This is a genomic window from Bacteroides sp. AM32-11AC (assembly GCF_003603515.1).
Classification (GTDB): Bacteria; Bacteroidota; Bacteroidia; order Bacteroidales; family Bacteroidaceae; genus Bacteroides; species Bacteroides uniformis.
On the sequence record NZ_QTNH01000002.1, the window covers coordinates 103,542 to 124,480 of the forward strand.

The following is a 20,939-nucleotide window of genomic DNA, read 5'->3' on the forward strand; positions in this document are numbered from 1 at the left end:
GCGAACAAGACCGACTTTTATTAATCAACTTAAAATTAAAAAACTATGGCTTTGAATTATGAAGTAAAAAAGAGAGTATTCGGTTTTGACGAGACAAAAACGGAAAAGTACGTGGCGCAGATGAAAACTTTGGGTGTGGTAGGTTTTAAGGATTTATGCGACGAGGTTTCCAAGATAGGCATGGCGCCTCGCGGTGTGGTGAAGTTGGTGCTGGACGGATTGATCGACACCTTGAATATGGATATCAACAAGGGATTTTCAGTACAGCTGGGTGAGTTCGGCTGTTTCCGTCCCGGCATCAATGCCAAGAGCCAGGACAAGCTGGAAGATGTGAAGGCAAGCACGATTTATCGCCGCAAGATTATCTTCACCCCGGGCTTCTACTTTAGGGACATGCTGACCCGCGCCAGCGTAGAGAAGATGGATTGGTCGGGCAACGGCACCGTTTCTGGCGGGGGTAGCTCCAAACCAAATCCGGATGGCGGCGGTTCCGATGGCGATCAGGGAGAAAATCCGTTAGGATAAACATTCTGTAAATAAGGAGAATATGAACTTTCTCAGAAAAAGGTTCATATTCTCCTTGAAATACTTGACTTCGCCTTTTGAATATCGTATCTTTACATCAATCATTTAAAAATCAGACAAACTGCTATGGAAACAGAAAATGGCTTTCGTATCACGACTTATAAAAAGAAAGATTTGGCATGCCTCTATTGCCCCAATGCTACTGCACGTTGCGCCATCCGCACCCTGACGCGGTGGATAAAACGGAATCACGAACTGTATGAAGCCTTGGCGCATACCGGGTACAATGTAAGGACACGGACATTCATGCCGAAGCAGGTGAGTCTTATCGTACAGTATCTGGACGAACCTTAATATTCTTTTCAACCTCATTTATTATGTTAAAGCGGGAAGTTGCGGTTAAACTTCCCGCTTTTGTTTTTGTCATAGATACGTTGCAACACAATAGGTATAACTAACATAAGGTATTAATTAAAAAAAGAGAAAAATGATGAAAAGAATAGTTCTGATATGGATGGCCGCCTTCCTGATGGGTGGCATGGCAATGGCACAACATGCCCGCCACAGTGATAAAATGCCCGAACCGAAAGTCCGTGCCGAGCGCATGACGGAACGGATGGTGAAAGAGTACTCCTTGAACGATACGCAGAAACAACAACTGCTGGAGGCAAATCTGGCATTGGTTGAGAAAATGGGAGATATGCCGATGCATCGTGCCAAAGCACACAAGCATCATAAGAGAGATGGCAAGCGCCATCAATTGACGGATGAGCAACGCGCGCAGAAAAAAGCGGAGATGGAAAAGAAGCGTGAAGAGATGAAGACTGCCCGTATTGCTTATGATTCACAACTCCAGAAGATTATGACGGAAGAACAATATGCTGCATACAGCAAGAAAGTGCAGGATAGAAAAGCAAAAATGGAATCTAAAAGAAAATAAATTTTCTATTGCATTCAATTTGTACTATTTTTGTCCGGTCAACTACTAAAAAACAGAACGATGAAGAATATAGTCTATATTTTAGTGTGTGCATCGGTCATTTTCTTCACTGCTTGTTCGTCGCAAGACAAGAATAAGAAAGACGGTACGCAGGTATTGATGCAGGATAGTACAGAAATTGCCGGCCCACAGCGCATGCAGGTGTCTGATGTAAAAACATCCTTTACGTATAAGGGAAAAGAGTATCAGTCTTCTGTAGTGCGCCGGCCGGATGAATCTCTGCCGATAGTGAAAAACGAGCAGGGGGAGAAATTTGTGGATAACCGTATCACCTTGCGCATCACGTGCGGCGGGAAGCAGGTGGTGGATAAAGTGTTCACCAAAGATAATTTTGCTTCGTTGGTGGATGCCAAGTTCATGAAGTACTCCATTCTTGAGGGGCTGGTCTATGACAAGACCACTCCGCAAGGAATCATATACGCGGCGAGCGTCTGCTATCCGCAATCCGACCTTTATGTTCCCATCAGACTGACCATTACGGCTGACGGGAAAATCTCCATGGCAAAAGAAGAACTGATGGAGGACTATCAGACAGACAGCATTGATTAGTGGATAGTTTTCCAGATTGTTTCCAGTTTTATAGACCATCTTTGCCGGTATGAAAATCCTGATTGTAGAAGATGAGCAAGATTTGCGGGAAACCATCCGCACTTCGCTCTTGAAAGAAAAGTTTGTTGTAGAGACCGCTGCCGACTATTTTTCGGCATTGGATAAAATCAATGACTACGATTACGACTGCATTTTGCTGGATATCATGTTGCCTGGCGGGAGCGGTCTGGACTTGCTGCGTGAGCTGAAACGGCTGCACCGCAGTGACAGTGTGCTTATTATCTCGGCCAAAGACTCGCTGGACGACAAGGTGGACGGGCTGGAACTGGGAGCCGACGATTACCTTACAAAGCCTTTCCATCTGGCAGAACTCAATGCACGTGTCAAGTCATTGATACGTCGGCGGCAGGCGAAGGGAGATGTGACCGTCACCCTTGGAAATCTTTTGCTCTACCCCGACAAACGGCAGGTAGAGATAAACGGAAAACCCTTGCAGCTGAACCGCAAGGAGTTCGACCTGCTCTATTATTTTGTAGTCAACCCCGGCCGGGTCATCAATAAAATGAGCCTTGCCGAGTCGGTGTGGGGAGACAATATAGACCAGGCGGATTCGTTGGATTTTATCTACTCGCAAGTGAAGAATCTGCGTAAGAAATTGAAACAAGCTGAGGCTACCATAGAATTAAAGGCTGTCTATGGATTCGGCTACAAACTCTCCGAACTATGAAGCTGCTGAGCTACACCTACCGCAAACTTGCATTGCTGCTGTTTCTGTTGATGGCAGTGTGGGGTGTGCTGTTCTATTACGCAATCATTGACGAGGTGGTGGATGAGACGGACGATACGTTGGAGAATTACGGTGAGATATTGATGGAGAGTGCGCTTCACGACCCCTCGATACTCGAAACGGAAGGCTCGTTGATGTCTTTCTATAAGTTCACTCCTATATCCGAAGAGGAAGGGCGGCATTACAGACAAGTGTTCTATGATGCTACGGTTTATATCGAACTGGAGGATGAAGACGAACCGGTACGTGTCATGTGTACCGCTTTCCGTATGCCCGACGGGCAATATTATGAGTTGAAACTGATGATTTCCATTTTGGAGCGGGATGACATGGTGGAGGCTATGCTTTGGTATCTGGGAGCGCTGTTCCTGTTGTTTCTCATCTGTACTTCCATCGGCATCCAGTTGGTGCTGAAGGGAGTGTTCCGTCCGTTACATAGGTTGCTTGACTGGCTGCACTGCATTCAGCCCGGCAAGGAGGTGCCTCCATTGGACAACCCGACGAAGATACGGGAGTTCCGCCAGCTGAGCGATGCTGCATTGGATATGGGTAACCGCAGCTACAAGGCATACGAGGAGCAGAAGCAGTTCATCGAGAATGCCTCGCATGAGTTGCAGACACCGCTTGCCATCGTGAGGGGAAAAGTGGAACTGCTGGCTGAGAGTGAAGGGATGACGGAACAGCAAATGGAGCAGCTGGACGAGATATATGCCACGCTGGGGCGTGCCGTAAGACTGAACAAGTCCCTGCTGTTGCTTTCCCGTATAGAGAACGGGCAGTATACCGAGATGGAGGATGTCTCGGTGGATGAGATATTGGATGAACTCTTGCCCGACTTGATGGATATCTATGAACATAAGCAGGTGAGACTGATACGAAAACGGGAGGAGCAGCCTTTTATTATCCGTTGCAACCATTCGCTGGCGCAAATACTGGTTTCCAATCTGGTGAAGAATTCGTTGCTGCACAATAGGGAAGAGGGAGAGTTGCAGGTACTTACCACTCCAACTTCGCTGGTCATAAAGAATACGGGTGATGTTCCTTTGGATGGAGAGAAGTTGTTCCGGCGTTTCTATCATGGCATGGATGGCAAGAAGGACTCCACCGGACTGGGGCTTGCCATAGCGCGTTCCATTGCGTTGTCGTCTTCATTGAAGCTCACGTATGAATGGCAGGACGGTATGCATACCTTCCGTCTGGTTAAAGAAAGTAAAATTTACTGTTAACTGCGGTTATTCCCAAATCTTTCCTAATTCTCTACCGTTATTTGCAGTGTGAATAATATGAAATTTATTAGTAACATTAAAAAATAACGATTATGAAGAAAGTATTGTCTATTCTTGTGTTGGCTCTTGTAGCTGTTCAGTTTGCCTTTGCCGGTGATGTCATCACTCAGGATACCAAGCAGCTTCCGCTGACGGCACGCAATTTTATCAACCAGTATTTCTCGAAACCGCACATTTCACACATCAAGATTGAAAGTGAAATATTGCAGACTAAAAAATATGAAGTGCTGTTGACAGACCGTACGGAAATAGACTTCGACAAGAAAGGAAATTGGTTGGAAGTGGATTGCAAGAAGTCCGCTGTTCCCGAAGCATTGATTCCGGTTCCGGTAAAGGAGTATGTGAAGGCTAACTTCCCGAGAGAGATTATTACTAAAATCGAACGCGGACGTACCGGTGTGGAAATTGAATTGGGTAATGACTACTCTTTGAAGTTCAACAAAAAGGGAAAGTTCGTCAGCATGGACGATTGATTCTCCAGTAACTATTAACCTAAACTTTATAGAGAAATGATGAGAATGAAGATTCAAATGTTGGCGATGATGTTCATCGCCGCCTTGGCACTTGGTGCATGCAGTGATGATGACGACAAGGATGATGTCAAAGTGCCCGAAGCAATGTCACAAGCATTGAAGTCCAAATACCCTTCCGCAATCCATGTGGAATGGGAACAGAAAGGGGGCTATTTCGTTGCAGATTGTAAAGTGGATGGGCAGGAAAAGGATGTATGGTTCAATAATCAGGCGGAATGGCAACTGACGGAAACCGAATTGCTTTGGAATAATCTTCCGGGAACAGTACAGACCTCTTTCAGCGCCAGTGAGTATGCCGGTTGGAAGATAGAGGAGATTGTTCTTTTGGAGTATCCGGTAGTGCCTATGCAGTTTGTCATTGAAGTTGAAAAGGGAAATGCAGAGTATCAATTGTTCTATTCGGAAGAAGGCGGCTTGCTACAGACAAAAGATGTGAGCGGTAATAGGGATGATACGCATTGGCCGGTAAAACTTGATTAGAGAAGAGTTAAGGATAAGGGATTAAGGACATTAGTGTTGTGCAATCATATTGAAAACTTAATCCCTTAATCCTTAATCCCTTATCCTTAACTACATCGGCTTATAATCCTTCGCCAGTCCTCCTTCGCTGGTTTCTTTGTAGAGGGAGGGCAGGTCGTTTCCGGTTTCTTTCATGACTTCCACCACTTTGTCGAATGACACGCGGTGCATGCCGTCGGTGAAGGAGGAGTAAAGGTTGGCATCCAAGGCGCGTGCGGCGGCGTAGGCATTACGTTCGATGCACGGGATTTGTACCAGTCCGCAAACTGGGTCGCAGGTCATACCCAAATGATGCTCCAATCCCATTTCGGCGGCATATTCTATTTGTGCCGGACTGCCTCCAAACAATTGGTTGGCTGCGGCTGATGCCATGGAACATGCTACACCTACCTCTGCCTGGCATCCGGCTTCCGCTCCCGAAATGGAAGCGTTGGTCTTCACGATGTTTCCTATCAGTCCAGCTGTGGCAAGGGCACGAAGTATGCGTGTGTCGCTGAACTCCCGGCTTTTTTGCAGATGATAGAGCACTGCCGGTACAATGCCACACGAACCGCAGGTAGGTGCAGTGACAATGACCCCACCTGACGCATTTTCTTCACTTACTGCCAAGGCATAGGCAAATACCAGTCCGCGCGACTGGAGGGAAGCCTTGTAGCCACTGGCACGTATATAATAGGTAGAAGCCTTTCGGCGCAGATTCAGAGGGCCGGGCAAGACTCCTTCACTATCCAATCCCCGTTTTACGGCAGCCTGCATGGTTTTCCATACCTCCTGCAGGTAATCCCAAATGTCGCTTTCCTCGCATTCCTTGACGTACTCCCAGTAACTTTTTCCGGTACGTTCACACCATTGTAGTATTTCGGTCATACTGTTCATTTCGTATACATCCGGGGTGTTTACGGATGATGCTCCGTCATTCTCTTCTGCCAGGGCACCGCCGCCGACACTGAATACAGTCCATTGGTCGGTCTCCTTGCCTTCGCTGTCCAAAGAAACGAATTTCATGCCGTTGGGATGGAAGGGCAGGAATATTTTGGGTTCCCAGATTATTTCTACCGGTGCTGCGGGTTGCAGTGTCTCGGTGATGGCAACATTGGTCATGTGTCCCTTGCCGGTAGCGGCGAGGCTTCCGTATAGGGTTACTTGGAATGCGGCTGCTTCGGGATGCCTTTCCAGGAATATCTGAGCTGCCTTGCGCGGTCCCATGGTGTGGCTGCTGGATGGACCGGTACCGATACGGTAGAGTTCTTTGATTGATTTCATATATTTCAGATTTATGATTTAGCTTTAACTATCAATTATCAACTGTCAATTATCCATTAACTCAAGTCCACAACGGTGATGCCTGCTCCGCCGAACTGTATATGTTCGTCGGCAAAGTGGCGCACTCCGGGGACAGTTTCCAGATATTGACGGATAAGCATGCGCAGGATGCCTGTTCCCGTTCCGTGAAGGATACGCACGCGTGACATGCCGACAAGGATGGCGTCATCAATGAAATAGGTAACGGCTTGCAAGGCTTCGTCGCCACGCATGCCGCGGACATCAATGTCTTGTTTGAAATGCAGTTTCTTCTCGTACATGCTGTCCTGGGTCTGGGCGCTGATGAAAGTGCTTTTGGTGGACACATCAGCTTGTTTAGGCTGCGCGTTGGTACGTTCCAGCCTGTCCAGCTTTACGGTAGTCTTGATGCTGCCGAACGCGATGACCGCATTCTTGCCATTCACTTCCATTACTTCGCCCACAGAGGTTTGGCCCTTTATTCTGACGTTGCAGCCGGGGGTGATGGCTGCAAGGCGTTCTGCCTCTTTCCGCGCCTGCTGTTCTGCCAAAGCCTGGGCAGACAGTCCGTTCTCTTTTCCTTTGCCCGCTTTCTTTTCCTTTTTCCGGTTCTGCTTCTCTTTCAGCTTTTCCATTTTGCGGGCGATTTTTTCTTCCAGTTCCTTGTTGGCAAGCGCTTCCATTGATTCACGGAAGTTCGTCAACTCCTGGCGGGCCTGGCGTGTTTTTTCTTTTTCTGCTTGGGCTTCTTTGATGGAGCGTATGGTGTTCTCGATGCGTGCATTGGCTTCCTGCATCAGTTGCTCCACTTCTTCCTTCGCTTTGCGCAGAATCTCCTTCCGGGATTTCTGCAAATCTTCGATTTCGGTTTGATAGCGCTCGATAGTCTCTTCCATGTGCTTTTCACGCTGGCGTATTGTCTGGCGTTTGCCTTCCCAATAGCGTTTGTCGCGCACAATGTCTTGCAGGTACTTATCGGCATTGATGTATTCACTGCCCACAATTTCCGAGGCATCGGCGATGACATCTTCCGGCAGACCTATTTTGCGGGCAATCTCTACAGCGAACGAACTGCCCGGATTGCCTATCTGCAACTGGAACAGTGCTTGCATCAGATGGCGGTCATAGAGCATGGCGCCGTTTACTACACCTTCATGGTCTTCGGCAAAATGCTTCAGGTTCTGATAGTGTGTGGTGATGACACCGAACGTCTGTTTTTGGTTGAAGCGTTTCAATACGGCTTCGGCGATGGCGCCTCCTATCTGGGGCTCCGTTCCACCACCGAATTCATCAATCAGGATGAGGCTCCGTTCATTGCAGCTTTTCATCATGATTTTCATGTTCATAAGGTGGGAGGAGTAGGTACTCAAATCATCTTCAATGGACTGCTCGTCACCGATGTCGATGAATATACTGCTGAATATTCCGGCATGACTGCGTTCGTGCATCGGGATGAGTAGTCCGGATTGCAGCATGTATTGTAATAAGCCTACTGTCTTTAGGCAGACGGACTTGCCGCCTGCGTTCGGACCGGAGATAATGAGGATACGTTGCTTTTCATTCAGTTCGATGTCAAGCGGTACGACTTTTTTGCCATGTTTGGCGAGAGAAAGTTGCAAGAGTGGGTGTACCGCCATTGTCCAGTCCAGTAGTTGCTTGTTTTCGAGAGCCGGTTTGAGTCCGGATATTTGCTCGGCAAACAATGCTTTGGCACGTATGAAGTCTATTTCGGCAAGGAACTCGTATGATAGCAGTACGTCGGAGATGGAGGGGCGCAGCTGGTTGGAGAAGTCCGTCAGGATGCGGATAATTTCTCTGCGTTCGTCACCTTCAAGTTCTCGTATGCGATTGTTGGCTTCCACTACTTCGGCAGGCTCGATGAATACGGTTTTACCACTGGCCGACTCGTCGTGTACAATACCGCGTATTTTCCGTTTCAGTGCCGGTGCAACGGGAATGACCAGACGGCCGTCACGCATGGTGGGCGTTACGTCTTTGTCCACAACGCCCTCGGACTGGGCATTTCGTAGAATACTGTTCAGTGAGCGGGAGATACTTCCCATAGTACTTGCCAGTTCCCGGCGGATGCGTGCCAACTCTGTAGAGGCATTGTCCTTGATTTTTCCGTAAGGAGAGAGGATGCCGTTTATTTTTGCTATGAGCTGTGGGAAAACGGTGATGTCTCCTGCCAGTCTTTTCAGACAAGGGTAGGGGGAAGCGCCCTCTTCCTCATCATCGTCGCTTTTCTGTAGGAAGCGTACAATATCACGTATGGTTTCTAGTGAACGGCGTAGGTCAAAGAGTTCTTGTTCATCTAGATACATGCCTTCCACACGTATGCGTTTCAGTGACGGGCGTACATCAAAAAAGTATTGTGCCGGGAAGTTGTCTTCTTCTTGGAGTATGCGTACAAATTCAGTGACTTGGTCCAAACGCTCCTCTACCTCTCCAAAGTGGTCGGAGAATGCCATGTCCATCACCCGTTCTTCGCCAAGTGTACTGAGGCATTTTTCTTTCAGCAATTGGCGTATTTGGTCGAAACCTATTTTCTGTTCAAAGTTCTGCGGATATATCATGGTGCAAAAGTACTATTAATTCATGAAAAAAGAGAAAGGAAGTTTGCAGAATTAAAAATGATTTGTACCTTTGCACCGCTTTAAAGAGGAAAGCACTTCCCGAAAAGGAAGTTTTAGGAGAGGTGGCAGAGTGGTCGATTGCGGCGGTCTTGAAAACCGTTGTGCTGCGAGGCACCGGGGGTTCGAATCCCTCCCTCTCCGCTGGAAAGAATTGCAAAACAAAGAAAATCTCTGTAAATTAATACTTTACGGGGATTTTTTGTTTTTGGTGCATAGCAAAAATAAGCATATCAAAGCATTCTTTCGGTGTACTATTCGGTGTACCTGTTTGCCTTCAATGTCAGGTACACCTATTAAGTAAATAATTCATTGTTTATCAGTGTTTTGCATCTTGACTTGTTGCTCCTGGAAATTTAGTTTTGTGATTAAAAAACAAGTAAGATGGAAAGAACAACATTTTGTCTATTGTTCTACATTCGTAGGACGAAATTGAATCGGAACGGTGAGGCTCCGATGATGATGAGAATTACAGTGAATGGAGTGCGGGTTGATGCTTCAGTGAAGAAAACAATTCTTCCGGAATTCTGGAGTGCGGCAAAAGGAAAGGTTCTGGAAAAGAAGCGTGAAACCATTCTTGCGGAAGGTGTTGCAGAGCGCATCATCGGACTTTATGCTTTGGGAAACAGCACACGTGAGATAAGTGACTGGATGGAGGAGAACTTGGGTAATCGTGTGTCTGCCGAGACGATTAGCGCCATCACCGATCGTGTACTTCCGGAAATAAAGGCATGGCGTTCCCGTAGCCTAGAGAGCGTTTATCCGATAGTCTGGATGGATGCCATCCATTATAAGGTAATGGACGAGAGAGGCTGTGCCGTAACCCGTGCGATTTACAATGTACTGGCTCTGAACAGCGAGGGACATAAGGATCTGTTAGGGATGTATATCTCTAAGAATGAGGGCGCTAACTTCTGGCTGAATGTATTGACAGACTTGCAGACCCGTGGTGTCTGTGACATACTCATAGCTTGTGTTGACGGATTGAAAGGCTTCCCAGATGCTATCCAAAGTGTGTTTCCTGATACTATTGTCCAGCTCTGTATTTTCCATCAGATACGTAACTCCGTCAAGTATGTCGGCAGCAAGCACCAAAAAGAGTTCATGAGGGATCTGAAACATGTCTATGGTGCGGTAAATAAGGAATCCGCTGCGACAGGACTTCTTAATCTGGAAGAAAAATGGGGTGAGAAATACCCTATCGTTATCAAGTCTTGGCAGGATAACTGGGAAAGGCTTACTGAATACTTCCAGTTTACGTCGGATATACGACGTATGATTTATACCACGAATACAGTCGAGGGCTATCACCGCCAAGTGCGGAAAGTGACAAAAAACAAGGGCGTGTTCCCTAACGACACCGCCCTTGAAAAGTTGGTTTATCTCGCTTACCGCAACATACGTAAGAAATGGACCATGCCCATAGCCAACTGGGCGGCCATCGCACAACAATTAGCGATAAAGTTTGGAGACAGATTTAAATTGTTGTAACTTTACGCTCGTCGGGAGTGCTGGTGCACCCCCTTGGCGCTGGCCGATCCCCGACCGATGAGCTTGGAAGAAAACGCCGCATGACACAGTTTATTTTACGCCCCCGCAGTGTACACTTCATGTGTATTCTTTTTAATCTGTTTACAGTCAAATAACAACTTAAAACTGTATCAAATAAACATATCCAAGTATTCTTTTTTTGCCATATTTTCAAAAGGACTATGCATCACGCACTGTCCTTTTCTTATTAGAACTTTAAACACCCGAATATCTTACCAATTTGGTTTTCGTCATTACCTGTCTAGCCATGCTCCTACCTTCTCTTTAAAGAAGAAAGTATAGAGGAATGCTCCTATCCAGCTTGTAAGGACTACCAGCAGGATTGCCATAAGTTTTTTTTCTTTCGGTATTCTCAGGCAACCTATTTCCCAGGCGCATCTTATAGTCAGAACTATTCCAACGACCCAAATAGCAAGAATATTCATACCTGTATAAATTAAATGAGAGATAGTAAATCGAGATATAAAGGCTTATATGGCAGTCTTAATCAAGCTGCTTTTTTACTTCATCTTTAGCTTTGTTATAATCCTTTTTTATTTCTTTTTTTACCTTTTCTGTACCTTGTTGCACGTCTTTCTTGGTTTCTTTCCAGGCATCTTTAACTTTGTCGGCACCATCCTCTATTTTGTTAGAGGCCTTGTCTAATGCGTCATTTACGTTTTCTTTTGCATTTTCAATCTGCTGTTCTGTCCGGTTCTGTTCTTTTTTGTCCCGACAGGATGATGCGGACAGTGCAAATAAAATTGTCAGTGTGATAAACATTATCTTTTTCATATAGTTCTCTATTTTTGCTTGTTATACAATATGCTTTAGGATTTCCGGTGGAGAAACCAGTTCTCCACCGGGATGAAGATTTAGACTTCATACTGTCGGAAGATCAAGTTATTTCTTTTCCGATTTTTTGTTTGAAGCAGCAGGCTTACTTTCTTTAGCTTTGCTTTGGGTACACTTTTTGCCACCCTTTGCTTCCATCTGTTTTTTTTCGTTCTTTGTTGTCATAAAATTTAGTTTTTAAGTTAAACAATAGTAGAACTGGAAGTCTTATTTGTTTCCGTTCTTAGCATTTCCATATTCACACCAACGCATTTCTCCTTTAGGGATATGGGAGAGTATCTCGCTGCTCCGTTCCTTGGCTAGTTTTTCATCTGTCTGGCGTACTTCCTTTTCCGTACGTTTGGTGCCTTTAGGTTTACGTTGAAGTAGTCCGTCAGTACTTCTGACTTCCTCCAGTGGATTCTCAATATATTGCCATTCTTCTTTGAGCCTCGTACTTTTGCCTTCGTTCCATGGTCCGCGGGCTTCCTTTCCTTTGGAATCATTAAAATAAAGGTTACTGTATCGGGGGGATGTTTGGAATACTCCCGGAGGAAAGTTAGGCTGAATAGTTTCCAGAGCGGCCTCAAACTGTTGAAAATGGGTCACTTCGCGAGTCATAAGGAATGTGAGCGTTTCTTTTACAAGTGGGTCATCCGTAAGTGGGATAAGGTTTTCGTAACCTATCTTGGCACGTGCTTCACCCGCCATGTTGGAACGCAGGTCCACTGTCAGGTCAGCATTGGCCGATACATAGGTGGCACACCATGGGTTCCCGTTGCTATCGGTCAGTACGGGACTACCGGGAGCTGTTACCAGAAACGCAGGATTGGTGAAGGCTTGGTGGATAAGATCCTCTTTGCCTGCTTTTCCTCCCATCATGGTACGCAGAGGAGTATCTTCCAATACATCCTTCATTTCTCCGTTTACTGGTCCGAGGAGCATCTGGATGGTTGCACCTACGATTTCAAGATGGCCGAATTCCTCAGTGGCAATATCCATGAGCATGTCATATTTGTCAGGGTAGGGGTTATGGCAACTGAATGCCTGTACAAAGTACTGTAGAGCGGATTTCAACTCACCGTTGGCCCCTCCGAATGCCTCAAGCATCACACGAGCAAAACGAGGATCCGGCTGTGATACACGGGCATTGAACTGAAGATCTTTTACATGGTAAAACATAACAGATTCATTTTTAAGTTAATAATTCAGGTTAATTTTAGATGTACATCTGTATATTAAAGATAGGAATATCCTTGCCGGGCCGTATGTACAGACCGGAAGAGGTTTGTCCAATCAAGTCAAGAGGGTAAAGTTGTCGGTAGAGATATAAATGAGAAAGGATCGGAGAAAATGAATTTTATTCCTCCAGTTTGTCCAGTTCAGACATATATTTCTTTATATAATGACAATTTCCGTCGCATATCCTTTTCCGCACTCCCACGGAAAGGGAAGAGTCCATACATTTGTTTCCGAACAGACAGCTGCACCTGAGTCTATACGCTTCCAAGCTTTTATTCCTCTCATCCGTACGGCCCTCTGTATAGGCGGACAGGCATAGCGTGTACAGTTCTTCATAACTCTTTTCCCGCAGGGATGCGGGAGTATATTGGCATTTATTGTTCCATTTCATATTCATTAATCATTAATTCAGGTGAAATGGATCGGGAAGCATTGAAAATACATCCCGTAATTTTAGTTGTTTGTTATAGTAGCCTATTTTTTGGCTTCTAAAGCAGCTGCATGGACTTTACTTTTCAGAGTGTCAGCCTTTTCGGCAACGTCAAAGGTCGCATCTGCAACCTTGTCGGCGGTTTTGGTACTTGCATCCAGTGCTTTGTCTCTCACGGTTTCTGTAAGGCTTTCAGCGCGATCGGCAATCTTTGCCATGGCATTATGAATTTTCTTTTTTAGCATCTTGGCTTTTGCCGTACGTGAAAAACGTTGAGCAAGTGCTCCGATGGCCGAACCTATTGCCAGCCCAATCAAAAAGTTAGATTTACTAGTTTCCATAATCAAAAAGGGTTTAGGTTAATAAAAATTTAAATATCAGTTCTCTTGGGATGACGAAAGAAGGATATGATCCACAATAATAGGACTGCACCGATAACAGAGGTGAAAAGGCTACCCAGAAGGCCTGTGGTAGTAATTCCCAACAAGCCGAATACCCAGCCACCCAATACGCCACCTACAATACCTACGAGTAGGTTAATGAGAAGTCCGAAACCGCCTCCTCTCATAATCTTGCCGGCTATGAGTCCGGCAACGATTCCAATGATAATGTACCAAATAAAATACATAATATTAAGTTTTAGTTAAAATAATATTGTTGGGACAGATGGTTTGAGGAATCATATCAGACGGAAAACCATCGGTCCCGTTTTGAAAAAAAACATGTTGTGTAAGAAAATGGTTTGGGTGTAAAAAAAGGATTTAACAACAATTTTCATTTTAATAATAGGCTGGCTGGCTATATTAGTACTATTTATATGTTTATCCCATGTAGTGTTTTATTGCTAAGTAACTATGCCGTGCAGTCAATATTTCAAACTTGTAATAGATAAAAGTTGTGGCTTAATATTTTGATAATAAATGATATAACTCCATATATCGTTCTTTCTGATGGCCGTTGGCTGAAGATGTATAACAACCGAAGATGCCTTCATACTATGGTATTGAATTCTCTCAGAGTCGTTTATAAGTAAACATAATCCTTCTTTCATCGTTATAATCTACACATATAAGATTTATGATATGAAAGGATTATTGTTAATTGGAATTTTTATGTTTTGCCCCGTTTCCATCTTATGGGGACAGGATAGGATACAACAATACGCGGGGACAGCCATGCCGTATCCTATTGTGAAAGACTCGTTTGTTTTTTTTCAGGATAGTATGGTTCCGTTTTATGTTAACCATTTGGGAAGACATGGAGCGCGTTTTCCAACTTCAGGAAAGGCTTTGAATAGAGTGAAGGAGATTCTGGAATTGGCTCAGCGGGAAAATAGGCTAACATCAGGAGGGGTAACCTTGCTTTCTACAATACAGAATCTATCGGAAACTTTTGACGGACAATGGGGGAAGTTATCAGTAGTGGGAGAGGAGGAACAACGGGGTATTGCCAGACGTATGATAGAACGCTATCCACAGTTATTCAGTGATTCTGTCAAAGTGCAGGCAATTGCGACATATGTTCCCCGTTGTATACATAGTATGGATGCATTTCTTGCTTGTATGGTAGAGTTTAATTCTTCTTTACACATACAACGCAATGAAGGGAAGCAATATAATGATATTCTTCGTTTCTTCGATTTAAACCAATCTTATGTTGATTATAAAGAAAATGGTGATTGGCGTCCTATATACGAGACTTTTGTGCGACGAAAGATTTCTTCTGCTTCTGTTATGGAAAACTTCTTTCTGGAATCAGGACAGGAAACAGATAAGGAGGCAGAGGAATTTGTCATGGCTTTATTCTCCATTGCTGCCATACTACCAGATACAGGTACTCCGATAAATTTGGATGGTCTTTTCACAATAGGTGAATGGGATAATTACTGGCAGACTCAGAATTTGCGACAATATATGAGTAAAAGTTCTTCGCCGATTGGGCGAATGTTGCCTGTTGCAATTGCATGGCCTCTGCTATCAGAATTTATTCATTCAGCTGATGAAGTGATAAAGGGCAAGTCGGATACCAGGGCGAACTTTCGTTTTGCTCATGCAGAGACAGTTATTCCTTTTGTAGCATTAATGGGTATAGAAGGAACGGATGTTAAAGTTGTTGTTCCTGATTCTGTATCTAAATATTGGAAAGATTATGAGATTGCTCCGATGGCTGCTAATGTACAGTGGATTTTTTATCATGACAAGGCTCGAGAAATATGGGTGTCATTTCTTTTGAATGAAAAAGAAATGACACTTCCTGTTTCAACTTCCCGTTTTCCTTATTATCGATGGGAAACTGTCTGCATGTATTTAAAGAAACGGGTTGAAATGGCGAAAAAGGTACTTGAGTCTTTTTCAGATGATTGTAAATAAGGTAGATATGGGTTGAGTATTGGTGTGGTATGAGTGTGATAGAATTGAAAAAGTATCTGTATTATCCCGGCGGTATAGAAATCATTATATACCGTCGGGATTTTTTTTGTTACATTGGATTTATATTAGTGGGGTGATTTGAGGATAAAGTGTGCGTACTATTTTTTCTCTTTTGCCAAATCAGCCAATTCATCCTTTTCAACGTAAATCGTTCGTGTTGGGAATGCGAAATCAATGCCTGCTTTATTGAATGAGTCTAGAATCTCCATATTTACATTTGAAGTTACCATTAAAATATCTCCCTGTTTTTCTATAAAATATATGTACATGATATTCAGTGCAGAGTCTGTGTATTCTGTAAAAACAGCTGTGGTATCTGATGGTTTGGAAGATACATTTTCTATTCTTTTAGGAATGGCTTTCAGTATATTTAAAGCTTCTTTCATTTTTTCGGATGTTGTGTTGTATGTCAATCCAAGTTTCAAGACGACTCGACGCATCGGTTCGGAAGAGATATTTATGATAGAAGCATCTGTAACTTTATAATTAGGGAAAGTGATGATACGTTTATTGTAGTCCATGATTTTTGTACTTCGAACTCCAACATCAATCACAGTACCTTCGATATTATCCACGCGAATCGTATCACCTATGTTGAAAGGCTTATCTGTCAATATAGTGAAAGCGCCGAACACATTTTTTACAGTGTCTTGGGCTGCTAAGGCAAATGCGATACCTCCAATACCCAGAGTACCTAATAATGCACCAATATTGACTCCAATATTACTTAAGGCCATTACAAGACCGATTATCCACACAATGACCAGTATTGTCCGTCTGATAATGGGCATCATTTTGTTGTTTTGTCCATCCGATTGTCGTCCCCAGTAGATTTGCAATAAACTACTGGATAATCGGGCAAATATCCATGTGATATCCAGAATAATCAGTATCTTGTAAGCATTATCTATTACTTTTACAAAACTATCCGGAGAAACAAGCCTGTGAATAGCTATCCAAATACCTAATAACATAATTGCAAACTTGACGGGCGATTCTAAAGAATAATAAATTATATCATCCAGCCGATTATTGGTACGGGTGATAAATGGATTGAGTACTTTTCTGCTGAAGAATGATATTAACTTCATCAAAACAATTGTTCCTAAAATAATAAGTATGGAAATACCCCAGTCTTCTAAAGTATTTCCCCAGATTTCTCTTTCTAACATAACTGGAAATTTTTTAATTAAACATTTTATGGAATATCCTTGATTTTGGATGATGTAAAAACAAACGGATAAAGGAAAAATCCTATTCATAATCAAGTAAATTATATATATGAAAAGAAACATTAAGATAATTTTTATTACTCTATTGGAGATGGTTAAAAACCTTGGAGGCGTTTTTATAATGCTTAATGTGATGTTGTGTTATACTTTTTTCTTACTAAACTATAATTTACATTTATAGTGGGAACCATCTTATTATTTATTTTGTTAAGTTACTCATCAATTTTAAATTAAATAGTTATGGAAAATGGAGTAATGATGCAGTATTTTGAGTGGAATCTTACGAATGACGGAAAGTTGTGGAAACAGTTGAAAGAGGATGCGTCGCATCTACATGAAATTGGTGTGACAGCGATCTGGATACCACCTGCATATAAAGCAGATGAACAGCAGGATGAAGGATATGCTACTTATGATTTGTATGATTTGGGTGAGTTTGAACAAAAAGGAACTGTGAGGACTAAATACGGGACGAAAGATGAATTGAAGGAGATGATTGATGAACTTCACAAAAATAAGATTGCTGTATATCTGGATGTCGTTTTGAATCATAAAGCAGGTGGTGATTTTACGGAAAAGTTTATGGTGGTGGAAGTAGATCCTGATCAAAGAAATAAAGCTTTGGGGAAATCTTATGAAATACAAGGATGGACCGGATATAGCTTTCATGGACGTAAAGATAAATATTCGGATTTTAAGTGGCATTATTATCATTTTTCCGGGACTGGATTTGATGATGCTCGAAAGCGAAGTGGTATATTTCAGATTCAAGGAGAAGGAAAAGCCTGGAGTGATGGTGTAGATGGAGAGAATGGCAATTACGATTTTCTTTTATGTAATGATATTGACCTAGATCACCCTGAGGTTGTCGCCGAACTGAATCGTTGGGGCAAATGGGTTTCAAATGAACTTGATCTTGATGGAATGCGTTTGGATGCAATTAAGCATATGAAAGATCAGTTCGTTGCACAGTTTCTGGATACGGTAAGAAGTGAGAGAGGTGATGACTTCTATGCTGTGGGAGAATATTGGAACGGTGACTTGGAAACATTGGATAATTATCTGGAAGCAGTAGGGCATAAAGTTAACTTGTTTGATGTTCCGTTACATTATAATATGTTTCAGGCATCACAAGAAGGAAAAGATTATGATTTACGGAATATTCTGAAGAATACTTTAGTGGAGCACCATTGTGAACTTGCTGTGACTTTTGTTGATAATCATGATTCGCAGCATGGAAGTTCTTTGGAATCACAGGTTGAAGATTGGTTCAAGCCATTGGCATATGGTCTTATTTTTCTGCTGAAGGATGGTTATCCCTGTTTGTTCTATGGTGATTATTATGGGGTGAAAGGAGAAAAATCGCCACATACTAAAATTATAGATATTCTATTGAATGCAAGGAAAAAGTATGCGTATGGTGATCAAGTTGATTATTTCGACCATCCATCAACCGTAGGCTTTATTCGTACAGGAGATGGGGAACATGTTAACTCAGGCTTGGTATTTTTAATCTCGAATGATGAAGCGGGAAGTAAAACGATGTGTTTAGGGAAAGAACATGCGGGTGAAGTGTGGTGCGAAATTACCGGAAGTATTCCGGATGAAGTAACTTTGGATAAAGAAGGAAATGGAGAGTTCTCTGTGGATGCGCGTAATCTTGCTGTTTGGGTAAAAAAAGCATGAGATGACGGAACAATTCATAGGAAAGAAAAAGTTAAGCCTATCCTTATTAATCAAGATTGTAAAGGATACCGGACAAGGGTTTATTGATGATAGTGTCACTAGATTAAGCGGATCGTTAGCTTATGCGACACTATTTTCAATTATCCCCTTTCTTTCTCTTTTAGTTACTATTGGGGTAGCTTTGCATATGGATTTGGCTAATCAGTTGTATATTCAGTGGGAACCGATAGTGGGAGCGGAGGTAATTGGGGCACTTCGCTTAATTATAGAAAATGCAGAAAGAACGGACTCTTCCGCATCTGCAGCTATTGTTAGCCTGGGAATTTCTATATTTGGTGCTACTACCATTTTTGCAGAAATACAAAGTTCCTTAAATTCGATTTGGGGAATAAAGGCCGTGCCAAAGAAGAGTTGGCTGAAATATATTCAGAATCGGTTACTTTCATTCTCGATAATTTTGGTATTTGCTTTCGTGCTTCTGATAACATTTAGTATAACCAATATTATTGGAGACTTGAGCAATAAGTTTATGGCCAGCTATCCGGAAGTGGCAGGGTTTATTGTGAAAGTTGTGGGACAAATATTAAACATAGGTGTTACAGTTATTATTTTTGTATTGATTTTTAAGGTTCTGCCTGATGCAAAAATAAAAAGTAAGGATGTTTTTATTGGAGCTGTAGTGACAACGCTATTATTGTTGGTAGGGCAATGGGGAATATCCTTTTACATCGGAATTGCGAATGTAGGAACTATCTATGGTGCAGCGGCATTCATGGTTGTTTTTATTACATGGATTTATTATTCTGCTATTATTGTCTACGCAGGTGCAGAGTTCACTAAAGCATGGGCTAATGAAATGGGAAGCAAAATTTTCCCAGATGAATATGCGGTAGCAACGAAAGTAGTTGAAGTACGTGAGGCTTGACAACTGGAGGCCCTTGTTTTGCATTCCAGTCAATAATGGTAATACCGCTATTTACGTATTTTTACCTTTACACGCTTATTTGATACGATTTCATTTTCTATCTTACGGGGTTCCGGCTGTATCGGTTTGTTTGTAAACTCTGGTACATTGTAAGAGTAAATCAGCCGGTCGTAATATTCCAGCGGTTTCTCCTGAGGCAACATGAAAGGTTTGCATACGCGGCCGTCCGGTTCTATGTATGCCAGATAGAGGCGGGTATATAGCCCGTCGTCACGTCGGCTGCTGAATATGAACCAGCGTGAGTTGCTGCTCCAGCTGTGGTAGCTTTCCGTATTGGTGCTGTTTGCTTCTTCAATGGCGTGCATGGTACCGTCCTGCAGGTTCAGCAGCCATAGGTCTGCTTCCTTGTGCCAGATGGAGAAGTTCCCATAGTCGGATAATGTGAACATGATGTATTTCCCGTCGTATGAAGGACGTGGAAAGGAAACGCTCTTTTTCAGGTCTTCTGCATTTATCAGCGTGTCTACCCGTTCACCGAACGTGCCGTTGTCCGGATTGAAGTCTATGCAGCAAAGGCTATAGCGTATCTCATCGTATTTCTCGGGCATCGGTTTACCCGCTGCCGAGCAGAAATACAGTTTCTTTCCATCTGCCGAGAATGCGGGGAAGGTTTCAAAAACTTCTTTTTTCTGCAGTAGGGGAGAAAGCAGCAGTTCGTGCGTTTCCGGTTGGTATACTAATATGTCCGAGGCCATGTCCATCACTTCGATGCGTTCAACCTTGGCTGTGTGGAAGGACTGTGTGGTCCGGTTTACCGAATAGGCTATGTATTTTCCTTCCGGATGCCAATAGGGATAGACACAAGCGGAGAGTGTGGAATCTGTCTTGGTATCCAGAAGTTCGCGGTTTCCCTCTATCTGCATGAGGGTTGCACCGTGCTGTCCGCGTATATGCAGACTTAGGTGACCGGGATTTGTCCGGTTGAAGGCATGGCAGTTCAGGCACATGCCCGGTACCATCGCATTTTCCAGCAAAACGCGTTCTTCAAAGGATGAAAGGTTCCGTTCGTAAATACCCATTTTGCTATATACTTCATATCCCGGAATGACTTTGCGGTATACCACTCCATAGTCTATGGGAGCGTCACTGACATACATGGAGAAAGGGCGGTACTGCTTCCATTTGTTTTCGTTCTTGACAGATACTGTAAACAACAGACTGTCTCCCTTGTTGGATTCCAGGAGTTTGTGCCATTCGTCCTCCGGAAAGGAGGCTGTCCGGGCATTTACGTGTATTTCTCCGAATTTGCTTCCCGTTACGATTACGTCTATGCGGTCGTGTTTTCCGCCGATGTAGTCGAAATTCATCGGAGCAATGGTGGCGGGTATTGTCACTCCTATGTAGTCGGGATAGATTTCCGGCCATTCTTCCGTCTTCTCCGGATTGTTTACCGGATGGCTGCAGGTTGTCAGCAACCATACCGATAGTATGCAAATCAAATGCTTCTTCATTCTTTAT

The 20,939-nt window shown here is 43.5% G+C and carries 22 protein-coding genes and 1 tRNA gene; 13 read left to right on the forward strand and 10 right to left on the reverse strand.

Annotation, left to right across the window (positions count from 1 at the left end):
- Positions 1–45 precede the first annotated feature (45 nt).
- From DW800_RS02325 to DW800_RS02360, 8 genes are all read left to right on the forward strand, one after another.
- The gene (locus DW800_RS02325; RefSeq protein WP_087331939.1) at positions 46–525 is read left to right on the forward strand and encodes an HU family DNA-binding protein; all 480 of its coding nucleotides are present in this window, start codon (positions 46–48) and stop codon (positions 523–525) included.
- Between the two features lie 126 nt (positions 526–651).
- Positions 652–879 (forward strand): DUF4248 domain-containing protein, encoded by a 228-nt coding sequence (locus DW800_RS02330; RefSeq protein ID WP_005831704.1) that lies wholly within the window; start codon positions 652–654, stop codon positions 877–879.
- 136 nt (positions 880–1,015) lie between these two features.
- Complete coding sequence (locus DW800_RS02335; RefSeq protein WP_016272777.1) at positions 1,016–1,465, forward strand: DUF4890 domain-containing protein; 450 nt, start codon at positions 1,016–1,018, stop codon at positions 1,463–1,465.
- Between the two features lie 60 nt (positions 1,466–1,525).
- On the forward strand, positions 1,526–2,074 hold the full coding sequence (locus DW800_RS02340; protein ID WP_005831701.1) for a DUF4738 domain-containing protein: 549 nt from the start codon (positions 1,526–1,528) through the stop codon (positions 2,072–2,074).
- A 49-nt stretch (positions 2,075–2,123) separates the two neighbouring features.
- Complete coding sequence (locus DW800_RS02345) at positions 2,124–2,801, forward strand: response regulator transcription factor (protein WP_005832639.1); 678 nt, start codon at positions 2,124–2,126, stop codon at positions 2,799–2,801.
- Complete coding sequence (locus DW800_RS02350) at positions 2,798–4,087, forward strand: sensor histidine kinase (protein ID WP_117748961.1); 1,290 nt, start codon at positions 2,798–2,800, stop codon at positions 4,085–4,087. Before DW800_RS02345 ends, DW800_RS02350 begins: the two co-directional genes overlap by 4 nt.
- 92 nt (positions 4,088–4,179) lie before the next feature.
- Positions 4,180–4,620, forward strand: coding sequence for a PepSY-like domain-containing protein (locus tag DW800_RS02355; protein WP_005831697.1), 441 nt, complete (start codon positions 4,180–4,182; stop codon positions 4,618–4,620).
- Between the two features lie 36 nt (positions 4,621–4,656).
- Positions 4,657–5,160 carry a PepSY-like domain-containing protein gene (locus DW800_RS02360; RefSeq protein ID WP_005831695.1) on the forward strand — a complete coding sequence of 168 codons (504 nt, stop codon included), beginning with the start codon at positions 4,657–4,659 and terminating at the stop codon, positions 5,158–5,160.
- Between the two features lie 90 nt (positions 5,161–5,250).
- Here DW800_RS02360 and DW800_RS02365 read toward each other — a convergent pair whose 3' ends face one another.
- A complete protein-coding gene (locus DW800_RS02365; RefSeq protein WP_005831694.1) occupies positions 5,251–6,462 on the reverse strand; it encodes an L-serine ammonia-lyase in 1,212 nt (403 codons plus the stop codon).
- Positions 6,463–6,518: 56 nt separating this feature from the next.
- Positions 6,519–9,056, reverse strand: a complete 2,538-nt coding sequence (locus DW800_RS02370; protein WP_005831691.1) for an endonuclease MutS2 — start codon at positions 9,054–9,056, stop codon at positions 6,519–6,521.
- A gap of 116 nt (positions 9,057–9,172) precedes the next feature.
- Between DW800_RS02370 and DW800_RS02375 the strand changes: the two genes are divergently transcribed.
- Positions 9,173–9,257, forward strand: a tRNA-Ser gene (locus DW800_RS02375).
- A gap of 240 nt (positions 9,258–9,497) precedes the next feature.
- Positions 9,498–10,604, forward strand: a complete 1,107-nt coding sequence (locus DW800_RS02380; RefSeq protein ID WP_119957751.1) for an IS256 family transposase — start codon at positions 9,498–9,500, stop codon at positions 10,602–10,604.
- A 293-nt stretch (positions 10,605–10,897) separates the two neighbouring features.
- Here DW800_RS02380 and DW800_RS19860 read toward each other — a convergent pair whose 3' ends face one another.
- The 6 genes from DW800_RS19860 to DW800_RS02415 all read right to left on the reverse strand — a co-directional run bounded on the left by DW800_RS19860 (position 10,898) and on the right by DW800_RS02415 (position 13,777).
- Positions 10,898–11,089: a hypothetical protein gene (locus DW800_RS19860; protein ID WP_016278380.1), complete on the reverse strand. Its 192-nt coding sequence runs from the start codon at positions 11,087–11,089 to the stop codon at positions 10,898–10,900.
- Between the two features lie 58 nt (positions 11,090–11,147).
- Positions 11,148–11,438 carry a hypothetical protein gene (locus tag DW800_RS02395; RefSeq protein ID WP_016272770.1) on the reverse strand — a complete coding sequence of 97 codons (291 nt, stop codon included), beginning with the start codon at positions 11,436–11,438 and terminating at the stop codon, positions 11,148–11,150.
- A gap of 267 nt (positions 11,439–11,705) precedes the next feature.
- Positions 11,706–12,659 carry a manganese catalase family protein gene (locus DW800_RS02400; RefSeq protein ID WP_007665899.1) on the reverse strand — a complete coding sequence of 318 codons (954 nt, stop codon included), beginning with the start codon at positions 12,657–12,659 and terminating at the stop codon, positions 11,706–11,708.
- Between the two features lie 178 nt (positions 12,660–12,837).
- Positions 12,838–13,110 (reverse strand): hypothetical protein, encoded by a 273-nt coding sequence (locus tag DW800_RS02405; RefSeq protein WP_016272768.1) that lies wholly within the window; start codon positions 13,108–13,110, stop codon positions 12,838–12,840.
- Positions 13,111–13,193: 83 nt separating this feature from the next.
- Positions 13,194–13,490, reverse strand: coding sequence for a YtxH domain-containing protein (locus DW800_RS02410; protein WP_016272767.1), 297 nt, complete (start codon positions 13,488–13,490; stop codon positions 13,194–13,196).
- A gap of 29 nt (positions 13,491–13,519) precedes the next feature.
- The gene (locus DW800_RS02415; protein ID WP_007665893.1) at positions 13,520–13,777 is read right to left on the reverse strand and encodes a GlsB/YeaQ/YmgE family stress response membrane protein; all 258 of its coding nucleotides are present in this window, start codon (positions 13,775–13,777) and stop codon (positions 13,520–13,522) included.
- 454 nt (positions 13,778–14,231) lie between these two features.
- On the opposite strand from DW800_RS02415, the gene DW800_RS02420 reads away from it, so the two are divergent.
- Entirely contained in the window at positions 14,232–15,518 is a 1,287-nt protein-coding gene (locus DW800_RS02420) for a histidine-type phosphatase (protein ID WP_057281702.1), read from the forward strand.
- A 158-nt stretch (positions 15,519–15,676) separates the two neighbouring features.
- Here the strand turns inward: DW800_RS02420 and DW800_RS02425 are convergent, their stop codons facing one another.
- Positions 15,677–16,750, reverse strand: a complete 1,074-nt coding sequence (locus tag DW800_RS02425; RefSeq protein ID WP_016272765.1) for a mechanosensitive ion channel family protein — start codon at positions 16,748–16,750, stop codon at positions 15,677–15,679.
- A 300-nt stretch (positions 16,751–17,050) separates the two neighbouring features.
- Here DW800_RS02425 and DW800_RS02430 point away from each other — a divergent pair, with 300 nt between their 5' ends.
- Positions 17,051–18,496, forward strand: coding sequence for an alpha-amylase (locus tag DW800_RS02430; protein ID WP_044469252.1), 1,446 nt, complete (start codon positions 17,051–17,053; stop codon positions 18,494–18,496).
- A 1-nt stretch (position 18,497) separates the two neighbouring features.
- Positions 18,498–19,421 (forward strand): YihY/virulence factor BrkB family protein, encoded by a 924-nt coding sequence (locus DW800_RS02435; RefSeq protein WP_117749002.1) that lies wholly within the window; start codon positions 18,498–18,500, stop codon positions 19,419–19,421.
- Between the two features lie 47 nt (positions 19,422–19,468).
- Here the strand turns inward: DW800_RS02435 and DW800_RS02440 are convergent, their stop codons facing one another.
- Positions 19,469–20,932 (reverse strand): TolB family protein, encoded by a 1,464-nt coding sequence (locus tag DW800_RS02440; RefSeq protein WP_016272761.1) that lies wholly within the window; start codon positions 20,930–20,932, stop codon positions 19,469–19,471.
- Positions 20,933–20,939 lie beyond the last annotated feature (7 nt).

Coding starts and splice junctions, on each gene's coding strand:
- DW800_RS02325 (WP_087331939.1), top strand. CDS start 46: ATGGCTTTGAATTATGAAGTAAAAAAGAGAGTATTCGGTTTTGACGAG.
- DW800_RS02330 (WP_005831704.1), top strand. CDS start 652: ATGGAAACAGAAAATGGCTTTCGTATCACGACTTATAAAAAGAAAGAT.
- DW800_RS02335 (WP_016272777.1), top strand. CDS start 1,016: ATGAAAAGAATAGTTCTGATATGGATGGCCGCCTTCCTGATGGGTGGC.
- DW800_RS02340 (WP_005831701.1), top strand. CDS start 1,526: ATGAAGAATATAGTCTATATTTTAGTGTGTGCATCGGTCATTTTCTTC.
- DW800_RS02345 (WP_005832639.1), top strand. CDS start 2,124: ATGAAAATCCTGATTGTAGAAGATGAGCAAGATTTGCGGGAAACCATC.
- DW800_RS02350 (WP_117748961.1), top strand. CDS start 2,798: ATGAAGCTGCTGAGCTACACCTACCGCAAACTTGCATTGCTGCTGTTT.
- DW800_RS02355 (WP_005831697.1), top strand. CDS start 4,180: ATGAAGAAAGTATTGTCTATTCTTGTGTTGGCTCTTGTAGCTGTTCAG.
- DW800_RS02360 (WP_005831695.1), top strand. CDS start 4,657: ATGATGAGAATGAAGATTCAAATGTTGGCGATGATGTTCATCGCCGCC.
- DW800_RS02365 (WP_005831694.1), bottom strand. CDS start 6,462: ATGAAATCAATCAAAGAACTCTACCGTATCGGTACCGGTCCATCCAGC.
- DW800_RS02370 (WP_005831691.1), bottom strand. CDS start 9,056: ATGATATATCCGCAGAACTTTGAACAGAAAATAGGTTTCGACCAAATA.
- DW800_RS02380 (WP_119957751.1), top strand. CDS start 9,498: ATGGAAAGAACAACATTTTGTCTATTGTTCTACATTCGTAGGACGAAA.
- DW800_RS19860 (WP_016278380.1), bottom strand. CDS start 11,089: ATGAATATTCTTGCTATTTGGGTCGTTGGAATAGTTCTGACTATAAGA.
- DW800_RS02395 (WP_016272770.1), bottom strand. CDS start 11,438: ATGAAAAAGATAATGTTTATCACACTGACAATTTTATTTGCACTGTCC.
- DW800_RS02400 (WP_007665899.1), bottom strand. CDS start 12,659: ATGTTTTACCATGTAAAAGATCTTCAGTTCAATGCCCGTGTATCACAG.
- DW800_RS02405 (WP_016272768.1), bottom strand. CDS start 13,110: ATGAAATGGAACAATAAATGCCAATATACTCCCGCATCCCTGCGGGAA.
- DW800_RS02410 (WP_016272767.1), bottom strand. CDS start 13,490: ATGGAAACTAGTAAATCTAACTTTTTGATTGGGCTGGCAATAGGTTCG.
- DW800_RS02415 (WP_007665893.1), bottom strand. CDS start 13,777: ATGTATTTTATTTGGTACATTATCATTGGAATCGTTGCCGGACTCATA.
- DW800_RS02420 (WP_057281702.1), top strand. CDS start 14,232: ATGAAAGGATTATTGTTAATTGGAATTTTTATGTTTTGCCCCGTTTCC.
- DW800_RS02425 (WP_016272765.1), bottom strand. CDS start 16,750: ATGTTAGAAAGAGAAATCTGGGGAAATACTTTAGAAGACTGGGGTATT.
- DW800_RS02430 (WP_044469252.1), top strand. CDS start 17,051: ATGGAAAATGGAGTAATGATGCAGTATTTTGAGTGGAATCTTACGAAT.
- DW800_RS02435 (WP_117749002.1), top strand. CDS start 18,498: ATGACGGAACAATTCATAGGAAAGAAAAAGTTAAGCCTATCCTTATTA.
- DW800_RS02440 (WP_016272761.1), bottom strand. CDS start 20,932: ATGAAGAAGCATTTGATTTGCATACTATCGGTATGGTTGCTGACAACC.